Annotated in this window: 14 protein-coding genes and 1 riboswitch; of the genes, 5 read left to right on the forward strand and 9 right to left on the reverse strand. The window is 70.8% G+C overall.

The genetic code is table 11. The annotated features are described in order from the left end of the window. The first annotated feature begins 95 nt into the window (after positions 1-95). The 4 genes from ABC337_RS00270 (at position 96) to ABC337_RS00285 (ending at position 4,660) form a co-directional block, all read left to right on the forward strand. Entirely contained in the window at positions 96-635 is a 540-nt protein-coding gene (locus ABC337_RS00270) for a PadR family transcriptional regulator (RefSeq protein ID WP_290258006.1), read from the forward strand. A gap of 5 nt (positions 636-640) precedes the next feature. Next, complete coding sequence (locus ABC337_RS00275; protein WP_412882827.1) at positions 641-2,350, forward strand: ABC1 kinase family protein; 1,710 nt, start codon at positions 641-643, stop codon at positions 2,348-2,350. A gap of 157 nt (positions 2,351-2,507) precedes the next feature. After that, positions 2,508-2,658: riboswitch (cyclic di-AMP (ydaO/yuaA leader) on the forward strand. A gap of 6 nt (positions 2,659-2,664) precedes the next feature. Further along, entirely contained in the window at positions 2,665-3,738 is a 1,074-nt protein-coding gene (locus ABC337_RS00280; RefSeq protein WP_412882826.1) for a glycoside hydrolase family 16 protein, read from the forward strand. A gap of 52 nt (positions 3,739-3,790) precedes the next feature. Then, positions 3,791-4,660, forward strand: coding sequence for a class II glutamine amidotransferase (locus ABC337_RS00285; RefSeq protein ID WP_412882825.1), 870 nt, complete (start codon positions 3,791-3,793; stop codon positions 4,658-4,660). Positions 4,661-4,703: 43 nt separating this feature from the next. Here the strand turns inward: ABC337_RS00285 and ABC337_RS00290 are convergent, their stop codons facing one another. From ABC337_RS00290 to ABC337_RS00300, 3 genes are all read right to left on the reverse strand, one after another. Beyond that, positions 4,704-6,104, reverse strand: a complete 1,401-nt coding sequence (locus ABC337_RS00290) for an MFS transporter (protein WP_364137956.1) — start codon at positions 6,102-6,104, stop codon at positions 4,704-4,706. Between the two features lie 145 nt (positions 6,105-6,249). After that, positions 6,250-6,909, reverse strand: a complete 660-nt coding sequence (locus tag ABC337_RS00295) for a dihydrofolate reductase family protein (RefSeq protein WP_412882824.1) — start codon at positions 6,907-6,909, stop codon at positions 6,250-6,252. A 135-nt stretch (positions 6,910-7,044) separates the two neighbouring features. Then, positions 7,045-7,779 carry a lytic transglycosylase domain-containing protein gene (locus ABC337_RS00300; protein WP_412882823.1) on the reverse strand — a complete coding sequence of 245 codons (735 nt, stop codon included), beginning with the start codon at positions 7,777-7,779 and terminating at the stop codon, positions 7,045-7,047. Positions 7,780-7,995: 216 nt separating this feature from the next. Here ABC337_RS00300 and ABC337_RS00305 point away from each other — a divergent pair, with 216 nt between their 5' ends. After that, positions 7,996-8,412 carry a VOC family protein gene (locus ABC337_RS00305; RefSeq protein ID WP_412882822.1) on the forward strand — a complete coding sequence of 139 codons (417 nt, stop codon included), beginning with the start codon at positions 7,996-7,998 and terminating at the stop codon, positions 8,410-8,412. A gap of 32 nt (positions 8,413-8,444) precedes the next feature. Here ABC337_RS00305 and ABC337_RS00310 read toward each other — a convergent pair whose 3' ends face one another. From ABC337_RS00310 to ABC337_RS00335, 6 genes are all read right to left on the reverse strand, one after another. Further along, positions 8,445-9,095: a DUF2510 domain-containing protein gene (locus tag ABC337_RS00310; protein ID WP_412882821.1), complete on the reverse strand. Its 651-nt coding sequence runs from the start codon at positions 9,093-9,095 to the stop codon at positions 8,445-8,447. Positions 9,096-9,376: 281 nt separating this feature from the next. Further along, positions 9,377-10,576 carry an alkaline phosphatase family protein gene (locus tag ABC337_RS00315; RefSeq protein WP_412882820.1) on the reverse strand — a complete coding sequence of 400 codons (1,200 nt, stop codon included), beginning with the start codon at positions 10,574-10,576 and terminating at the stop codon, positions 9,377-9,379. Between the two features lie 96 nt (positions 10,577-10,672). After that, positions 10,673-12,763 (reverse strand): phosphocholine-specific phospholipase C, encoded by a 2,091-nt coding sequence (locus tag ABC337_RS00320; RefSeq protein WP_412893197.1) that lies wholly within the window; start codon positions 12,761-12,763, stop codon positions 10,673-10,675. Positions 12,764-12,932: 169 nt separating this feature from the next. Further along, on the reverse strand, positions 12,933-14,516 hold the full coding sequence (locus ABC337_RS00325) for a long-chain-fatty-acid--CoA ligase (protein WP_412882818.1): 1,584 nt from the start codon (positions 14,514-14,516) through the stop codon (positions 12,933-12,935). Then, the gene (locus tag ABC337_RS00330; protein ID WP_412882817.1) at positions 14,513-15,136 is read right to left on the reverse strand and encodes a TetR/AcrR family transcriptional regulator; all 624 of its coding nucleotides are present in this window, start codon (positions 15,134-15,136) and stop codon (positions 14,513-14,515) included. The genes ABC337_RS00325 and ABC337_RS00330 overlap by 4 nt, the downstream gene beginning before the upstream one ends. Further along, the gene (locus ABC337_RS00335; protein ID WP_412882816.1) at positions 15,133-17,247 is read right to left on the reverse strand and encodes a 3-hydroxyacyl-CoA dehydrogenase NAD-binding domain-containing protein; all 2,115 of its coding nucleotides are present in this window, start codon (positions 17,245-17,247) and stop codon (positions 15,133-15,135) included. The genes ABC337_RS00330 and ABC337_RS00335 overlap by 4 nt, the downstream gene beginning before the upstream one ends. Positions 17,248-17,287: the final 40 nt, after the last annotated feature.

Consider the following 17,287-nt stretch of genomic DNA (forward strand, 5'->3'; position numbering starts at 1 on the left):
CCCCGTCGCCCTATCGCCCACAGCGCAACCCTGTTGTTTCCGCATATCGGGACGTATCGTTAAGTATCGTTAGCGAACCCTTGGAGGAGAGCACCATGCGTAACTCATACCCGATGGGCGGCTTCGGCGCCCCCAGCTTTGATGGCATGTGGCAGGCCGTCGAGGACCTGCGTTCACGCTTCGAAAAGCGCACCGGCAGCCGCGCCGGCCGCGGCGAGGTCCGCTCGGCCGTACTGGCGCTCCTGGCGGAGCGGCCCATGCACGGCTACCAGATCATCCGCGAGATCGAGGAGCGCAGCAGCGGCAGCTGGAAGCCGAGCGCCGGCTCCGTCTACCCGACCCTGCAGCTGCTGGCCGACGAGGGCCTGATCCGCGCCGAGGAGTCCAACGGGCGGAAGATCTATTCCCTGACGGACGCCGGCCGCGACGAGGTCTCCGGCGGCACCTCGGCTCCCTGGGAGTCCGCCGACGCGGACCAGGCCCCCGGTTTCGGGGCACTGCCGAAGGCCGGCATCGAGCTGGCCCAGGCCGCATCCCAGGTGGGCCGCACCGGCACGCCGGAGCAGGTCAAGCAGGCCGTGGCCGTGCTGGACGAGGCGCGCCGCCGGCTGTACTCGATCCTGGCCCAGGACTGACGCGGGTGGCGGAGGCTGGCCGGGCCCGGGCGGACCCGGCGGCCGGGACCGGGAGCACCCGCGCCCGCTACCGGAGGATCCTGCGCTTCGCGGCCTGGCACCTCGCCGTGACCTGGTGGCACGAGCTGCTGCTCCCCCGCCTGGGCCTGCGACGGATCACCGAGCGCAGCCGGACCCGACGGATGATCCGCTTCGCCCGGCGCTTCCGCGCCCTAGCCGTGGAGCTGGGCGGCCTGATGATCAAAGTGGGCCAGTTCCTCTCCTCGCGCCTGGACGTCCTCCCGCCGGAGATCACCAAGGAACTCGAGGACCTCCAGGACGAGGTTCCCCCGGTCCCGTTCCCGGCCATCCGGGACCTGGCCGAGGCAGAACTGGGCACACCGCTGGAGAACATCTTCGCCGTCATCGAGGAGACGCCCATCGCCGCGGCGTCCCTCGGGCAGGCGCACCGCGCGACGCTGCTGCCCGCGGCGGCGGAGGATGCCGGCATGAGCGGCGTCGTGGTGAAGGTTCAGCGCCCCGGGATCGAGGCGATCGTCGACGTCGACCTGGCCGCCCTGCGCCGGGTGGGCGGCTGGCTGAGCCACTTCCGGCTGGTCTCGGACCGCGCGGACATGCCGTCCCTGGTGGAGGAGTTCGCCCAGACCAGCCTCGAGGAGGTCGACTACCTGCAGGAGGCGGCCAACTCCGAGCGGTTCGACGCCGACTTCGCCGGCGACGAGCGGGTGGCCGTCCCCCGCGTCGCCTGGGAACGGACCACCCGCCGGGTCCTGACCCTGGAAGACGTCACCGCCATCAAGATCACGGACACGGACGGCCTCCGGGCCGCGGGGATCGACCCCGTGGAGGTGGCTCCGGTCTTCGCATCGGTGATGTTCGACCAGCTCTTCACCACCGGGTTCTTCCATGCCGACCCGCACCCGGGGAACATCTTCGTCACCCCGACCCCCGGCGCCGGAGGGTTGCCCTGGCGGCTGACGTTCATCGATTTCGGCATGATGGGCGAGGTGCCCCCGGGCACCCGGAGCGGGCTGCGGAAGCTGCTCATCGCGGCGGCCGCGCGCGACGGCGGAGGCCTGGTCTCGGCGATCGGCGAGATCGGGGTGCTGCTGCCCACGGCGGATACCGCCGAACTGGAGCGGGCCATGTCCCGGCTGTTCACCCGCTTCGGCGGCATGGGCTTCGCCGAACTGCGCGAGGTGGACCCGCGGGAGTTCCTGGCCTTCGCCAACGAGTTCGGCGAACTGGTCCGCTCGCTGCCGTTTCAGGTCCCGGAGAATTTCCTGCTGATTATCCGGGCGATGTCGCTCACCTCCGGGGTGTGCAGTTCCCTCGACCCGCGCTTCAACCTCTGGGACTCGGTGGAGCCGTACGCGGCACGGCTGCTGCGCGAGGAGCGCGGAAACCTCCTGCAGGACGCCGGCCGCCAGGTCTTCGACGCCGCGGCGGTGGCCTTCCGCCTGCCGCAGCGCCTCGACCGCCTGGCGGCCCGCGCCGAGGAGGGTTCCCTGACCGTGGGCAACCCCCGGCTGGAGCGCCAGGTGGCCCGGCTGGACCGCACCGTGCGCCGCGCGGTGTCCGCCATTCTCTTCGCCGCCCTGCTGATCGCCGGCGCCATTCTCCGGCACGACGATCCGGCCCTCGCGACGGTACTCCTGGCCGTCTCCGTGCTGCCGCTGCTGCATTCGGCCTGGCCGGGACGCCGCGGCCCCTGAGCCGCGCCGTTGACTCGGTTCCGGCCGCACCTCAAGCCGCCACGCGGAGGCCGGTGACTGCCGTTACTTAATTGTGATTAACCGGCTCAATGCCGTACGGTCGACGGGTGGACCGTCAACGTTGGTCCCAATTCCGTGCGTCGCTGAGCTCTGCCGCGCCCGGGATCCGCTAGATATAAGGCAGAGGCGGGGGACCCAAGTGTCCCGGGTATGGCGTTGGCCTGCCCTCGGGGTGAAGCCGTGATTTCCCACGGCCGGATGACCTCATCCGAACCCGACAGCTAACTCCGCAGGCGTCGAGAGGTATACCTTCCATGTCTGCACCCCAGGATCAGACTTGCGCCCCCGCGCGCCGTCGTGACCAGACCGCCCCCTCCCCGCTCCGGCGCACCGCCCTTCGGCTGAAGTCCCCCCGCGCCCTGACCCTCGCCGCGGCGGCGGCCGTCGCCGTCGTGGGCCTCGGCTCACTCGGCCAGGCCACCCTGAACAGCCTGTCCCAGGCGCAGGCGTCGGAGGTCTCCCAGGCCGCCCCCGCCTCCGCCCCGGTCTCTCCGGCAGCAACCCCCGCCGCACCCGCCACCACCGCGGCCGCGGCCCCTTCCGCCCCTTCCCCCCCGGCAACGACGGCGGCCCCCGCACCGGTGCAGGCCGCTCCCCCGGCAGCCGCCCCCGCGCCCGCCGCCGTACAGGCCGCCCCGGCACCGGCCCTGGCCATAGCCTCCACGGGCGGCCCGGCACCCCTGGGCGTCCCCGGCAACTGGACCCTGGCGTTCAACGACGACTTCAACGGCACCGGCCTGGATACCAACAAGTGGGCCGCCTGCTGGTTCGCCCCCGGCTGCGGAACCATGAACAAGGTCAGCACCAGCCCCGCCAACGTCTCCGTCAGCAACGGGAACCTGGTCCTCAACCTGGCCTCGGCCTCCTCCGGTGCGCTGGTCTCCTCCAACCCCCGCGGCGGCGCCGGCACCGGCTACCAGTTCACCACCGGCTACGTCGAGGCCCGGATCAAGTTCCCCGGCAACGCCAACGGCCTCTACAACTGGCCCGCCTTCTGGTCCACCGGCCAGTCCTGGCCCGCCACCGGCGAGAACGACATCGCCGAGGTCCTCAAGGCCAAGATGACGGTCAACTACCACTCCACCAGCGGCGCCCAGAACCAGGGCGGCGTCGGCGGCAACTGGGCCAATGAGTACCACACCTTCGGCCTGCACCGGATGGCCGGCTCCTCGGACGTCTACTTCGACGGCGTCAAGGTCAAGTCCTACCCGACCAACGACGGCAACGCCCCGCAGTACCTGGTCCTGAACGTCGGAGCCTCCTCCACGAACCCGGCCTACGGCCCGGCGTCTCAGGTCCTGGTGGATTACGTCCGCGCCTGGCAGTAACCGGGACGTACACTGGCTCCCATAACGCCGCGTCAACCACGGAGGAGCCAGCATGTGCCGACTGTTCGGGCTCCACGCCGGCGCCCGAACGGTCCGCGCCACCTTTTGGCTGCTGGACGCGCCGGACAGCCTGTCCGTCCAGAGCCGGCGCGAGCCGGACGGGGCGGGCATCGGCACCTTCGATGAGCTCGGAGAGCCGCACGTGGCCAAGCAGCCGCTCGCGGCGTGGGAGGACCACGCCTTCGCCCGGGAGGCCAGGACCCTGCGGAGCACCACGTTCCTCGCGCACGTCCGCTACGCCAGCACGGGGGCCCACACCGTGGCCAACACCCACCCGTTCGAGCAGGACGGGCGGCTGTTCGCGCACAACGGCGCCTTCGGCGGCCTGGACCGGCTGGACGCCCGGCTCGCCGCGCTGGGGGTCGCGGACCTGGTCCGGGGGCAGACGGACAGCGAACGCCTCTTCGCCCTGATCACCGCCGAGACCCGGCGGGCGGACGGCGACGTCGGCGCCGGGATCACCCGGGCGGTGGCCTGGGCCGCGGCGGAGCTGCCGGTGCTCAGCCTGAACCTGATCATCACCACGGCCACGGAGCTGTGGGCGCTGCGGTACCCGGAGACCCACGAACTGCACATGCTGGAGCGTGATCCCGGGCGCATCCACGGCCCCGCCGCGCCGCTGGAGGCCCGCAGCCACCGCATCCACGCACGCAGCGAGGACCTTGCCGCCGGGCCGCAGGTGCTGATCGCCACCGAACCGATGGACCACGATCCCGGCTGGCGGGCGCTGGCCCCCGGTGAGCTGCTGCGCGTGGGACCGGACCTGGCGGTCAGGTCCACGTTTCCGTTCCCGGACGGGCCCCGGCACCGGCTCGACCTCTCGGATCTCAGCCCCGAGGCTGCCGCCGCGCAGCGTCCCTAGCCCGCCCCGTCTCTCACCAGCCCCGTCTCAACCAGCCTGGCGCCTAGCTGCGCTCCGCCACCGCGGAATCCGCGGCGTCACCGGCGTGGGCCTGCTCGGCGGGTTTCCGGCCCGTGGCGGGCATCGCGACGACGGCGATCACCGTCAGCACCGCGCCCACCAGTACGGCCAGGAACACCGCGCCGGAGGCGGTGACGACGGTCCCGGGATTCGTGTCCCCGCCCGGGGTCCCGGCGTAGATGGCGTTCGCGACGGCGCCGAAGACCGCCACGCCGATCGAGCTGCCGATCGAGCGGGCGAACAGGTTCGTGCCGGTCACCACGCCGCGTTCGTTCCATTCCACGCTGGACTGGGCGGCGATCAGCGTGGGCGTGGCGACGAGGCCCAGGCCCAGCCCCACGATGAAGCAGCTGGCCGCGACCAGGAGCACACTCGGCGAGGAGGCGGTCAGCGCCAGCACCGCGGTCCCCACCACGGTGATGCTGATGCCGATCAGCGCGGTGGTCCGGAAGCCCAGGCGCAGGTAGAAGCGGCCGGACTGGGAGGCGCTGATCGGCCAGCCGATGGTCAGGGCCGCCAGGGCGAGTCCGGCCAGGATCGGTGACGTGGCGATGGATCCCTCGAGGAAGGTCGGCACGTAGGAGGTCAGGCCCAGCATGACGGCGCCGACGCCGAAGGAGACCAGCGCCGTCGTCGCCAGCAGCCGGCGGGAAACCACCCACGGCGGCAGGACGGGCTCGGCCGCGCGGCGTTCCACCAGCACGAAGACGGCCAGCAGGACCGCGCCGCCCGCGAAGACGCCGATGCTGGGGGCGGAGTTCCACGCCCAGGCCTGGCCGCCTTCGAGAGCGCCGAGGATCAGCAGGGTCAGCGCCGCCGTGAGCAGCGCGGAGCCGAGGTAGTCCACGGTGTGGCCCTGGCGTTTGACGTCCTCCCGGAAGGAGCGCAGCAGCATCCAGCCGGCCAGCAGGCAGAGCGGGATGTTGACCAGGAAGATGCCCCGCCAAATGCCGAGGGTGGAGAACACGCCGCCCAGGGTGGGGCCGACCACGGAGGAGATGGCCCAGACGCTGGCGAGGTAGCCCTGCACCTTGGCCCGTTCGGTCAGGGTGTAGATGTCGCCGGCGATGGTGATGGCCATCGGCTGGACGGCGCCCGCGCCGAGGCCCTGCAGCACCCGGAAGGCGATCAGTGCGGGCATGCTCCACGCGATGCCGCAGAGGATGGATCCGAGCAGGAACAGGCCGATGCCGATCAGGATGATGGGTTTGCGGCCCACCACGTCGGAGAGTTTCGCGTAAACCGGCACGGAGACGGCCTGGGCCAGCAGGTAGGCGGAGAACAGCCACGGGAAGGACGAGAAGCCGCCCACGTCGCGCACGATCGAGGGCACGGCGGTGGCCACGATCGTCGAATCGATCGCCACCAGGCCGGTCGAGAGCATCAGGGCAATAAGGATCGGTCCCCGGGTGGAGCGGAAGCCGACTCCGTCGCTTGTTGTCGTCACTGGTTTCGTTCCCGTCGTCGTCCACGCCGTACGGCGCCCGGAACCGCGCGGTTCCGAGGTCATAACTCCGGCGGGACGGGAATTAGTCCCGCGGACGCCGGGTAAAGACCAGGTGGGTGACGCCCGACGGCGAGGGCGTCGCCTCGATCTCGAAGCGCTGCTCAAGATCTTCCAGCCCGTCCCAGAGCCGCTCCCCGCGGCCGAGGAGGATCGGCACCAGGACCAGGTGCAGGTGGTCGATCAGGTCGGCGGCGAGGAACTGACGCACCGTGGCGACCCCGCCGCCGATCCTGACGTCCTTGCCGCCGGCGAGCTCCCGGGCCCGTTCAAGCGCCTCGGCGGGGCCGGCGTCGAGGAAGTGGAACGTGGTCCCGCCCTCCATCTCCAGCACGGGCCGGGGGTGGTGGGTGAGGACGACGACGGGCGTGTGGAAGACCGGGTTGTCTCCCCACCAACCCTTCCAGTCCTCGTCCTGCCAGGGTCCGCGCTGCGGTCCGAACTTGTTGCGGCCCATGATTTCGGCGCCGATGCCGGGCGCCCAGGTGCCGGCGAACGCCTCGTCCACGCCGAAGGATGGTTCGCCGTCGCCGGGCAGGCCCATGGCGCGGAAGGTGCGGGTGCCGAACGCCCACTGCATCAGACGGGTGCCGGCGTGGCCGAAGGGCGCGTCGAGACTTTGGCCCTCGCCGGTGCCGTAGCCGTCCAGGGAGATAGAGAAGTTGTGAACGCGGACGAGGGACATGTGAGCTCCTTGGCGGGTGGCCGGGTTTCCGTGCCCACTCTAGGAGCGGCGGGCGGCCCGCTCAAGGGCTTCGGTACTGCGGTCTCGGCCGGCGGCGGCCGCGGTGCGGTCCGGTGCGCTGCCGTTGCCGGGCTCTCAGCCCTGGGCGGCGTAGGCCGTGGCCCGGGCCTGGACGTTGCGCATGTAGGCGTCGGACTGGTTATAGGCGTAGATGGCGTCGGTCCAGCCGCGCGGGGTGGTGAGGTCCCTGCCGCGCCCGCAGAGGTAGTCGGCGGCGCTGAGGGCGGCGTCGTCGATGTTGAAGGGGTCGGCGACGCCGTCGCCGTTGCCGTCCCGTCCCGCCAGCCGCCAGGTGGAGGGGATGAACTGCATGGGTCCGACGGCGTGGTCCCAGTGCGGGTCGCCGTCGAGCGCCCCGCCGTCGGTGTCCGGGATCGCGGCGAACCCGTCGCCGTTGAGGCTGGGCCCCACGATCGGGCCGCTGACCTGGCCGGCCGCGTTGAGGCTGCCGCCGCCGTAGCTGCCGTGCGCCGTTTCGACGAAGCCGATCGCCGCGATGGTGTTCCAGCCGATGCCGCAGCCGGGGGTGGTGGCGTTCGCGGTGACCGCGGCAGCGACGTAGGCCCGCAGTGCCCGGGCCGGCACGCCGGTCCGGGCGGCGGCGCCCGTCAGCCACTGCGCATCCGGGCTGGGGGTGACGTTGACCGCCGTGGTGATGTCGGCGCCCTCGAGTTTCGCTACCGCGCTCGGCGGTGCGGCGACCGCGGTCCGGATGCCCTCCCCGGACCGGCCCACCGCCCAGAACGAGAAACCGGCGATGACGGCCACGGCCAGCAGGCCGAAGACGAGGAGGCGTTTGAGTCGGAGCACCGACTAATCAAACCATCCGGCACCGACGTGGGAAGACTCCCGCGCCCGGGCCGTGGGCGACGCCCGTACGCCCTGTCCCGGCGCCGCGTCCTCCGAAGTGTCCCGGGACCCCTGTCCGGGACGGCAGCGCGTTGCTAGCATGGGCGCGGACGCCGCCGAAACCCGGTCAGGCGTCCGCATCCCGGAGTCCCACCCCAGCCCGCAAGGAGAACCGCCATGGCCACACATCTCAACCCCTACCTGAGCTTCCGCGACAACGCCCGCGAGGCCATGGAGTTCTACCGCGATGTCTTCGGCGGCCAGTTGACCGTGAGCACCTTCGCCGACTTCCAGGCCAGCCAGGATCCGTCCGAGGACACCCTGGTGATGCACGCCCAGCTCGAGTCCCCCAGCGGGTTCGTCCTGATGGGCTCCGACACCCCGGCGCGGATGGACTACACGCCGGGCAATACCTTCAGCGTCTCGCTCAGCGGCGACGACGACGCCGAACTGCGCGGCTACTGGGACAAGCTCTCCCAGGACGGCACCGTCACGATGCCGCTGTCCATGTCGCCCTGGGGCGACGCGTTCGGCATGTGCAACGACAAGTACGGCGTCGCCTGGCTGGTCAACATCGCCGGGAAGAAGGACTAACCGCCGATGCCGGGAGCGGCGTCGCCGGGGACTCAGATGATGGTGTGCCCGGCGACGGCGGTAACCAGCGTGGAGACCTTGATACCGATCAGTGCGGCCGTCAGGACGATCATGCCGAGGGTCACCCAGACGGGTGCCAGCCCGCGGCGGGGAGCGGCCTCGTGCACCACCACCGACCGGCCGATCACGTAGAGCTCCCGGCTGAGGAAGACCCAGGCCCAGTGGAACGGGCGGACCACGCCGTCGCGGCGCAGCCTCTGCCAGTCCAGGTAGGCAAGCACGGCGGAGACGGCGTAGATGACCAGGCCGGTGCCCAGAGCCAGCAGGTAGGGCAGGGTGAGGATCGATGCCGGGTCCATGGTCTGCACCCGTCGCAGCCCCGTCGTCCTGGTCCGGAGCACGGGATTCCAAAATGCCAGGCTGATCAGCGGGATGATCGGCAGGGTGGCGATGAGCCAGATGAACGGGTTGTAGACCGGGGTGGAGGGGCTGATATGAGGGCGCCCGGTGCGGTACGGGTTGGCAGGGGCGCTCTGGTGCCCCGCGCTGAGGTGGCCGGTCCAGGCCGTCCCGTCCCACCAGCGCAGGGAACCGGATCCCGCGGGGTCCGTGTACCAACCCGGCGCGGGCAGGTTACCAGGTGCGCCGTACCCGGGATTTGGGGTGCTTGGCGGGACAGTCATGGCCGGTCCTTCTCGAGCTGTTGTATCTCCCCCGAACCATACCGTGCGCCACCATCTGGTGGTGTCGACCCCATTGTCGGCCTGCCGGGTGGGAACACACTCCGTGATTCCTGGGGACACGCTGGGTACTGCCTCCTCCTGTCGTGCGGCCCGGCGGAGGCCGCCCGGCAATGACGAAGCGACGAGAGCGGCCCGCCCACGCCGAAGCGCGGACGGGCCGTTGGAGGAGCCGTCATTCGGACGCCGAGCCGCCGGCGCCCCCTGGAGTCAGAGCCCTGGCGTCAGGGCCGGAAGAGTTCCTCGAAGGTGCCCGAGGTTTCCGGTGAACAGGTGTTTGCGAGGCACCCCAGGTGCCACATGTGCTCGATCGTGGACAGCAGGGTGTAGTGATCCGACACGCGGTTGGTGCTCTTCTGCGGTCCGGCGGCCGAATTGATCACGATCATCGGGGCGTGGCCTCCGCCCAGCACGTCACCGTTCTGGCCCACGGGGCTGCCGGGACCGCCGGTGGAACCGGAGTAGTCGTTCTCGTCCCAGGCCAGGACGATGCTGGACTTGCTGGTCTTCCACGTCGTCGAGTCCATGATCTGCCGGACGGTGCTCTTGACGTAGTTGTCGCCGCGCTGGATCACGCTGTGGTCCAGGCCGGATGCGGGGTATCCGCAATCGGGCATCCCGATCAGGTCCGCGCCCGAGGGTGCCATGCCGTGCATGTCGTGGCACTGGTTGGGGCTGATCCAGACGAAGTTCGGCACCTTGCCGCTGGACAGGTCAGCGGTGAGGTTGTTTTCCTGCGGCACGATGTGCTGCAGCCGGGGGCTGCCGGGGTAGTTGATGTTGGAGAAGTACATGAAGGGGTTGTGCTTCTGCGCGTACAGCTTGACCGGGCTGGACCCAACCGTTGGGGCGTATTCCACCTGGGAACCGGTGGCCGGCAGGCTCTCCATGTAGGCCTTCCAGCTCAGGCCCTTGTCCTCCAGCTGGTCGACGATGGTCTTTCCCGCGAACATGTGCGGGGTCGACGCGGCGCTCGCGGCCTGGGCGGCGGTAAGGCTTCCGGTGGCACCGGGGTCGCTGGAGCCCGGCACGAATTCCTCGGGTGCGCAGGTGACGTCGGCTCCGGCCTTGCAGTCGTCCCAGATTCCCTGTGAGCTTCCGGAGATGCTGGCCAGGTAGTTGGGCAGGCTGGGGTGGGTGACGCCGTGGTAGTTCGTGGCCGTGTTGTACCGCTGGGCGAGGGAGTTGATGTACGGGGCGTCCGCCGTGTTGCCGATCACCTGGTCGTAGCCGTGGTTTTCCATCATGATGACGAAAACGTGGTCGGGGCCGTTGGCGCCCTGGCCCTCGGACGGTGCGGCGGCGTTCGCAGGCGTCCGTGCGTCAGCGGGAGCGGCGGCGCCGGTTGAGGCAAGGCCGGTGAGGGCGACGGCGGCGGCGAGAGCCGCTGCCTTCGCCCGCCTGTTCTTCGTGATGGTGGGCATGGGTGGTCCTTTCGGGGCGCGCCGGGGTGAGCCGGCGCAGGAGTTGTGGAGTGTCGCTGAGGGGCCGCGCGATAACCGCGGCAGGCCGGGCCGGGTTTAGCGGCCGGTGGAGGCGGTGCCGAGTTGCGGGTCGCTGGTGAGCCCGGCGCCGTTTTCGAACCGGCCGGCGAGGACCCGGACCAGCGTGGGGTCCGCGGCCGAGGTGATGGTGAGGTCGTACCAGCCGCCCTGGGTGGGGATGGTGACCGTTTTCGCCTGGCCCGGGTTGAGCGTGAGGGACTGGTTGCCGGCGCCATAGGCGTCCTTGAGGGTCAGCGGCGCGGCGGAGCGGCCCTTGTTTTCGATCCGGAACTGGGCGTGCGGGGACTTGCCGTCGGAGGCCACGCTGACGCGGAGGTCCGGGGACGCCGTCGTTCCCGCGAGGCGCCGGAACCAGCCCGCCGGGCCATGCAGCTGCACGTCGTAGGAGGGACCGAGGGCCCACGACGCGTCGAGGGCTGCGCCGGCACCGATGGTGTACGAGTACGGCGCGGCCGGCAGCAGGTTCGAGCGGACCTGCACCTGCGCCCCGAGCGTGCCCCGGTTCGTCCAGCGGGCGGCGAGCTTCCCGCCGTCGAGGGTGGTCTCGACGTCGAGCGCGTAACCGAGGCGGCGGGACGGGCGCGTTCCGCTCTCCTGCGTCGGCACCGTGTTCGTCGCCGGGGGTTTCGGTACGTAGCTCGGGTGGCGGGCGTGGTCGGCAGGCTTGTACCCGGAGGTGTCCGGGAGGGCCGGCGCGGCCCCACCCGCGGCCGAGAAATCGAAGGCGCTTGTCAGGTCGCCGCTGACCGCCCGGCGCCACGGCGTGATGTTGGGCGACGCGACGCCGAAGCGGGTCTCCAGGAACCGGATGATGGACGTGTGGTCGAAGGTCTCGGAGCAGACGAATCCGCCCATGCTCCACGGTGACGCCACGATCATCGGCACGCGGACGCCCAGGCCGAAGTGGCCCGGCACGTCCTTGCTCCCGTAGAAGGTGGGGGTACCGTCGTACCACTCGCCGTCGGTCGGGACGGTGGAGGCGCCCGGGATCTGCGGGGTGTTCGGGTGCGGCGGGACGATGTGGTCGAAGAAGCCGTCGTTCTCGTCGTACATGAAGAACACCGCGGTCTTGCTCCATACCTCCGGGCTGGAGGTCAGGATGTCCATGACGTTGGCGGCGTACCAGGCGCCGAAGTTGGGCGGCCAGTTGGAGTGCTCCGAGTAGGCTTCGGGGGCCACAATGTAGGACACCTGCGGGAGCTTTCCGGTCTTGACGTCCTCCCGGAGGATCCCGAACAGGTCATCGCCGGCCTTGGCGTTGGTCCCGGTCCGGGCCCTGTCGTACAGCGGAGAACCGGGCTTCGCGTCCTGGTACTGCTTGAAGTACAGGAGCGAGTTGTCGCCATAGTTGCCGATGAACGCGTCATCGGTCCAGCCCTCGTAGTGCGCCGGGTCGAGGCCCTGTCCGATGTCCTGGTAGACCTTCCAGCTCACCCCGGCCTTCTCGAGCTCTTCGGGGTAGGTGCTCCACCAGTAGCCCTTTTCCCCGTTCCACAGGTCGGGGCCGCCGCCCTTCCGGCCCGGGTCGTCGCCGCCGGTGAACATGAAGTATCGGTTGGGGTCCGTGGGGCCGAGCACCGAGCAGTGGTACTGGTCGCAGACGGTGAACGCGTCGGCCAGGGCGAAGTGGAACGGGATGTCCTTGCGCCCGTAGAACGCCATGGTCGCATCGGTCTTCTCCGGCAGCCACTTGTCGTACCGGCCGTTGTTGAAGGCTTCATGGGTGAGCTGCCACGAGTGGTCGAGGTCCTCCATGAACTGCATGCCGAGGTCGGGTGCCGGCGGGTGGAAGGGCGTGACTTCGCGGGTGGCGTTGGCCTGGTGGAAGGCATCCTTGCCGGAGGGCAGCAGGGCCGGGTGCGGGTCCGAGAAGCCCCGCACGCCCTTGAGCGTGCCGAAGTAGTGGTCGAAGGCGCGGTTCTCCTGCATAAAGATCACGACGTGTTCGACGTCTTTGATGGACCCGGTCGCCCGGTTCGCAGGGATCCCGGCGGCGCGGGCGATGCTCTGCCCCATCATCTGCGAGATCGCGGTGGCCGCACCGGCGGCGGCGGAGAGTTGAAGGAAACGACGGCGGTTCACGGCTGGCACTGAGTTGCTCCTCATGCATTGTTCTACAGTTGATCCCCGCCGCACTGTTCCAGTGCAAGTAACGGCCGGGCCTACTGCCGGCGAACATCACACTGCGCGGCGGTGGCCGTCTCGCATCGCCCCCTCACCCGGCCCCGCCGCCGTCGTCGCCTTCTGCGTTGTCTCCCTACAACGCGTCGTCTCCTTATCCCTTGCCGTCCGCCAGCGTGCGGCGCAGTTCCCGCTTGAGCACCTTGTGGCTTGGGCCCAGCGGGAATTCGCCGGTGAACCGGACGTGCCGGGGATACTTGTGCTTGGCCAGGTGCTGCTGGCTCCAGTCGATGATGTCCTGCTCGGTGGGCGGGTTGTCGGTGTGCGCGGGGTCCAGGACCACGACGGCGCAGACCTCCTCGCCGCGGAGTTCGTCGGGCAGTCCGACGACGGCTACCTGGGCGATGGCGGGGTGCCGGGAGAGCACCTCCTCCACCTCGCGCGGGTAGACGTTGTAGCCGGAGCGGATGATGACGTCCTTGGTCCGGTCCACCACGTAGATGAAGCCGTCCTCGTCCATGGTGCCGAGGTCGCCGGTGCGGAACCAGCCGTCCACCATGGCCTCGCGCGTCGCCTCCGGGTTGTTGAGGTAGCCGGCGAAGACGTTGTGGCCGCGGACCAGGATCTCCCCCAGTTCGCCGGTGGGCATGGGGACCACGCGCTCGGGCTCGCGGTGGTCGGCAATGGTGACTTCCACGCCCCAGACCGCCTGGCCCACGCTTCCGGGCCGCGCACCGGCGTGGGGCGTGTTGGTGGAGACCACCGGGGAGGTCTCGGAGAGGCCGTACCCCTCGTAGATGGTGACGTCGAAGGCGGCGTTGAATTTCTCCATCACGGCCAGCGGCATCGGCGCGCCGCCGGAGACGCAGAGCCGCAGCGCCGGCAGGCCCGCCCGACCCTCGGCGGCGGCGAGCAGCTGCATGTACATCGTCGGGACGCCGTGGAAGATGTCCACCTGATGCGTGGTGATGAGCTCCAGCGCCGCCTCGCCGGTGAATTTGGGCAGCAGCACCAGGGTGCCGCCCAACCGGAACAGGGCGTTCATGCTGGCCGTCTGCCCGAAGACATGGAACAGGGGCAGGCAGCCGAGGGCGACGTCGCTGGAGCGGACGTCGTTGGCGTCGACGGCGGAGACGGTGGCGTTCATGACCATGTTCAGGTGCGTCAGGATGGCACCCTTCGGGCGGCCGGTGGTGCCGGAGGTGTAGAAGATGACCGCGGGGTCCTCCGCCTCACGGCTCACGTAGGTCTCGCGTCCCCCGGGGGCCTCGGGGTCGAGGTGCCGGATGCCGCCGTCGCCGTTCCCGCCCGTGGCGCCTGAGCCCGGTCCGCCGTCGGCCGCAGCGGGGCCGACCAGCAGGAGGGGAATCCCCGCCTCCCCCGCCGCCTGCCGTCCCACCTCGAGGAACGCCGGGTGGCAGACGAGCGCCGTGGCGCCGCTGTCGCGGAGCACGTGGATGACTTCCCGGACGGTCAGCAGCAGGTGCACGGGCACCACCACCCCGCCGGTTGCCTGGATGGCGTAATAGGCGGCCGGGAATTCGACGACGTTGGGTGCCATCAGTCCCACCACGTCCCCGGGGCGGACCCCGGCGTCCTCCAGCTGGCCGGCGTAGCTGAGGGCCTGCCGCCACAGGGTGCCGTACGAATAGGACCGGCCACCGCTGATCACGGCGGTCTTGTCCGGGTACTTGCGGGCGGATTCGGCCAGGATCGAAGCGAGCGACAACGCTGTCATGGGTTCTGCTTTCTCTCGTGTTCACGTCCGGTGAGGGGTCCGGCCAGGACGGCCGTCAGGGTGTTCTCCAGGACCGCGCGGGCGTGCTCCGGGGACTGCCCCAGCTGGTCCCGCAGCAGTTTCCAGGTGGCCCAGTCCGCCGCGGCGCAGACGGAGAGGACCGTGCGGTCGCGGTGTTCCGGCTCCAGGGCGGCCAGTTCCGCGCCGAACAGCCGTTCGACGTCGGCCCTGATCCGCTCCAGGTTCCCGCGCAGGTTCTCCTGCAGCGCCGCGGAGAAGGGCCGCTGCACGTCCGCCGCCCGCGCCAGCGGCGCCAGGGCTTCCAGCACGGCGGCGCGCTGGGCGCAGTAGGCCTCTATCCGCTCCGCCAGCGGGAGCGCCGCCGGGACGGGTTCGACGCCGGCGTCCTGGTCGTCCAGTTGCCTGGCCGCCGTCGCGGCCATGAGGCTTTCCAGGTCCTTGAAGTGGTCCCAGAGGGCACGGACCGAGACCCCGGCCCGCGCCGCGATCTGCCGGGCCGAGGGTTTGAGTTCACCGTCCCTCAGGAGGGCCATGTGGGCGTCGCGGATGACCTGCCGGGTCCGCAGGGTCCGTGCGTTGCGCCCGTCGGTGGCGGTCATGCGCCGGCGAGGAACCCGGCCGGGAGCAGCGTGGCGTCACCGGTCTGCTCGGCGTAGTGCCGCAGTCGTTCGGCGACGTACCCGTGGCCCACGTGGCCGGCATACCAGAGGGGTCCGCCGCGGTAGGCGGGCCAGTTGTAGCCCTTGACCCAGATAACGTCGATGTCCCCGGCGCGCTCGGCGATGCCCTCGGTCAGGATCCGGGCGCCCTCGTTGATCATCGGGAACAGCAGCCGCTCAAGGATCTCGGCGTCGGAGAGGTCCCGCCGGGTGACCCCCTGGGTGCGGGAGACCTCGACGATCAGGCGCTCCACCTCAGGGTCCTCGCGGCCTTCCCGCCCGTCGTAGGCGTAGTAGCCGGCGCCGGTCTTTTGGCCGAACCGCCCCGCCTCGCAGAGCGCGTCGGACACCGGGGCGGTGGTGCCCTCGGCCTTGCGGTTGCGCCACCCGATGTCCAGGCCGGCCATGTCCCCCATCTCGAAGGGGCCCATCCGGAATCCGAAGTCCTTGAGGACCCGGTCCACCTGGCCCGGCAGCGCCCCCTCCAGCAGCAGCTGCTCGGCCTGGGCGGAACGGACCTCCAGCATCCGGTTGCCGACAAAGCCGTAGCAGACCCCGACGACGACGGGCGTCTTGCCGATCCGGCGCGCCGTGGCGACCCCGGTGGCCAACGCCGCGGCGTCGGTGGCGGCCCCGCGCACCACCTCCACCAAGGGCATGACGTTGGCCGGGCTGAAGAAGTGCAGGCCTAGCACCCGGGACGGCAGGCGGGTGCCAGCCGCGATGACGTCGATGCTCAGGTACGACGTGTTGGAAGCGAGGGTGCACTCGGGACGGGCAACTGCGTCCAGGGTGGCGAAGATCCCCCGTTTGACGCCCAGGTCCTCGTAGGCGGCCTCGATGACCAGGTCGGCGTCGGCGAAGTCCGCGTAGTCGAGGCTTCCGGTGATCAGGGACCGCAGTGCCGCGGCGTCCTCCTCGCTCCGGCTGCCGCGGGAGACGGACACGGCAAGGTTTTTGTCCACCTGGGCGAGGCCGCGGTCCAGGGCTGAGCGTTCGGCTTCGACCACCGTGACGGGGATGCCGGCGGAGGCCAGTGCCATGGCGATGCCTCCGCCCATGGTTCCCGCGCCTACCACCCCGGCCCGGCGGACGGGCCGGGCCGCCTCCGGGTCCAGGCCGGCCGGGCGGCGGGCCGCACGTTCGGCGGCGAAGAGGTGCCGCTGGGCCGCCGATTCTGCGCTGGCGAGCCGTTCCTGGAACTTCTCCCGCTCCACCTCCAGGCCGCGGTCGAAGGACTGCTCGATGCCGGCCGCGACGGCGTCTACCGCGGCACGGGCGGCGAACGGGTCCTTGGCCTTGCTGAGCGCTGCCCCGGCGAGCCGTTCCACCGTGCCGGGGGCGGCAGCCGCCTCCGCGATCCTGTCCCCACGGTCCCGGGTGCGCCGCGCTGTCAGGGCATTGACGCGCGCGATGGCTTCCGTGACGGCACCGGGTGCGCCGGGGTCTTCCGCCACCGCGTCGATCAGCCCGTCGCGGAGCGCATCGGCCGCGGTGACGTCCTTGCCCGTGAGAATCATGGCGAGGGCGCGGCCGGGGCCCACCAGGCGTGGCAGCCTGACGGTGCCGCCGGCTCCGGGGATCAGGCCCAGCGTGATTTCCGGCAGTCCGAGCCGGGCCTCAGGGGCGGCGATCCGGGCGTGCGCGGCCATCGCGAGTTCCAGCCCCCCGCCCAGGGCCACGCCGGTGATCCCGGCGATGACGGGTTTCGGGAAGTCTTCGACCTGCGCCACCAGCGCGCGCAGGTCCGGGCCGTCCGCGTGGCCGGCCTGCCCGGCGCCGGCACTTTCGACATCGGCACCGTGTGATTCGGCTCTGTGTGATTCGGCTCTGTTGAACTCGGTGATGTCCGCGCCGGCGGAGAACGCCCGTGGCTGGCCGAGCAGCAGGACGGCGGTGACGTCCGGGTCGGCGGCGGCGCGGTCCAGCGCTGCAGCCAGTGCACGGCGCAGGTCCCGCCCCAGGGCGTTGACGCTGCCGCTGCGCATGGTGAGGCGGGCGACGCCGTCCGCTACTGAGACGTCGACACTTCGATCTGCAGGTTCGCCCACGGGGTGCCTGCCTTTCTGCCGGCGGCCGAGGCCGTTCCGG

This window comes from Arthrobacter phoenicis, from assembly GCF_047238215.1.
Lineage (GTDB): Bacteria > Actinomycetota > Actinomycetes > Actinomycetales > Micrococcaceae > Arthrobacter.

What these genes read in the sequence shown, in the direction of transcription:
- ABC337_RS00270 (WP_290258006.1), top strand. Translation starts at nt 96, where the DNA reads ATGCGTAACTCATACCCGATGGGCGGCTTCGGCGCCCCCAGCTTTGAT.
- ABC337_RS00280 (WP_412882826.1), top strand. Translation starts at nt 2,665, where the DNA reads ATGTCTGCACCCCAGGATCAGACTTGCGCCCCCGCGCGCCGTCGTGAC.
- ABC337_RS00285 (WP_412882825.1), top strand. Translation starts at nt 3,791, where the DNA reads ATGTGCCGACTGTTCGGGCTCCACGCCGGCGCCCGAACGGTCCGCGCC.
- ABC337_RS00290 (WP_364137956.1), bottom strand. Translation starts at nt 6,104, where the DNA reads ATGCTCTCGACCGGCCTGGTGGCGATCGATTCGACGATCGTGGCCACC.
- ABC337_RS00295 (WP_412882824.1), bottom strand. Translation starts at nt 6,909, where the DNA reads ATGTCCCTCGTCCGCGTTCACAACTTCTCTATCTCCCTGGACGGCTAC.
- ABC337_RS00305 (WP_412882822.1), top strand. Translation starts at nt 7,996, where the DNA reads ATGGCCACACATCTCAACCCCTACCTGAGCTTCCGCGACAACGCCCGC.
- ABC337_RS00310 (WP_412882821.1), bottom strand. Translation starts at nt 9,095, where the DNA reads ATGACTGTCCCGCCAAGCACCCCAAATCCCGGGTACGGCGCACCTGGT.
- ABC337_RS00315 (WP_412882820.1), bottom strand. Translation starts at nt 10,576, where the DNA reads ATGCCCACCATCACGAAGAACAGGCGGGCGAAGGCAGCGGCTCTCGCC.
- ABC337_RS00320 (WP_412893197.1), bottom strand. Translation starts at nt 12,763, where the DNA reads ATGAGGAGCAACTCAGTGCCAGCCGTGAACCGCCGTCGTTTCCTTCAA.
- ABC337_RS00325 (WP_412882818.1), bottom strand. Translation starts at nt 14,516, where the DNA reads ATGACAGCGTTGTCGCTCGCTTCGATCCTGGCCGAATCCGCCCGCAAG.
- ABC337_RS00330 (WP_412882817.1), bottom strand. Translation starts at nt 15,136, where the DNA reads ATGACCGCCACCGACGGGCGCAACGCACGGACCCTGCGGACCCGGCAG.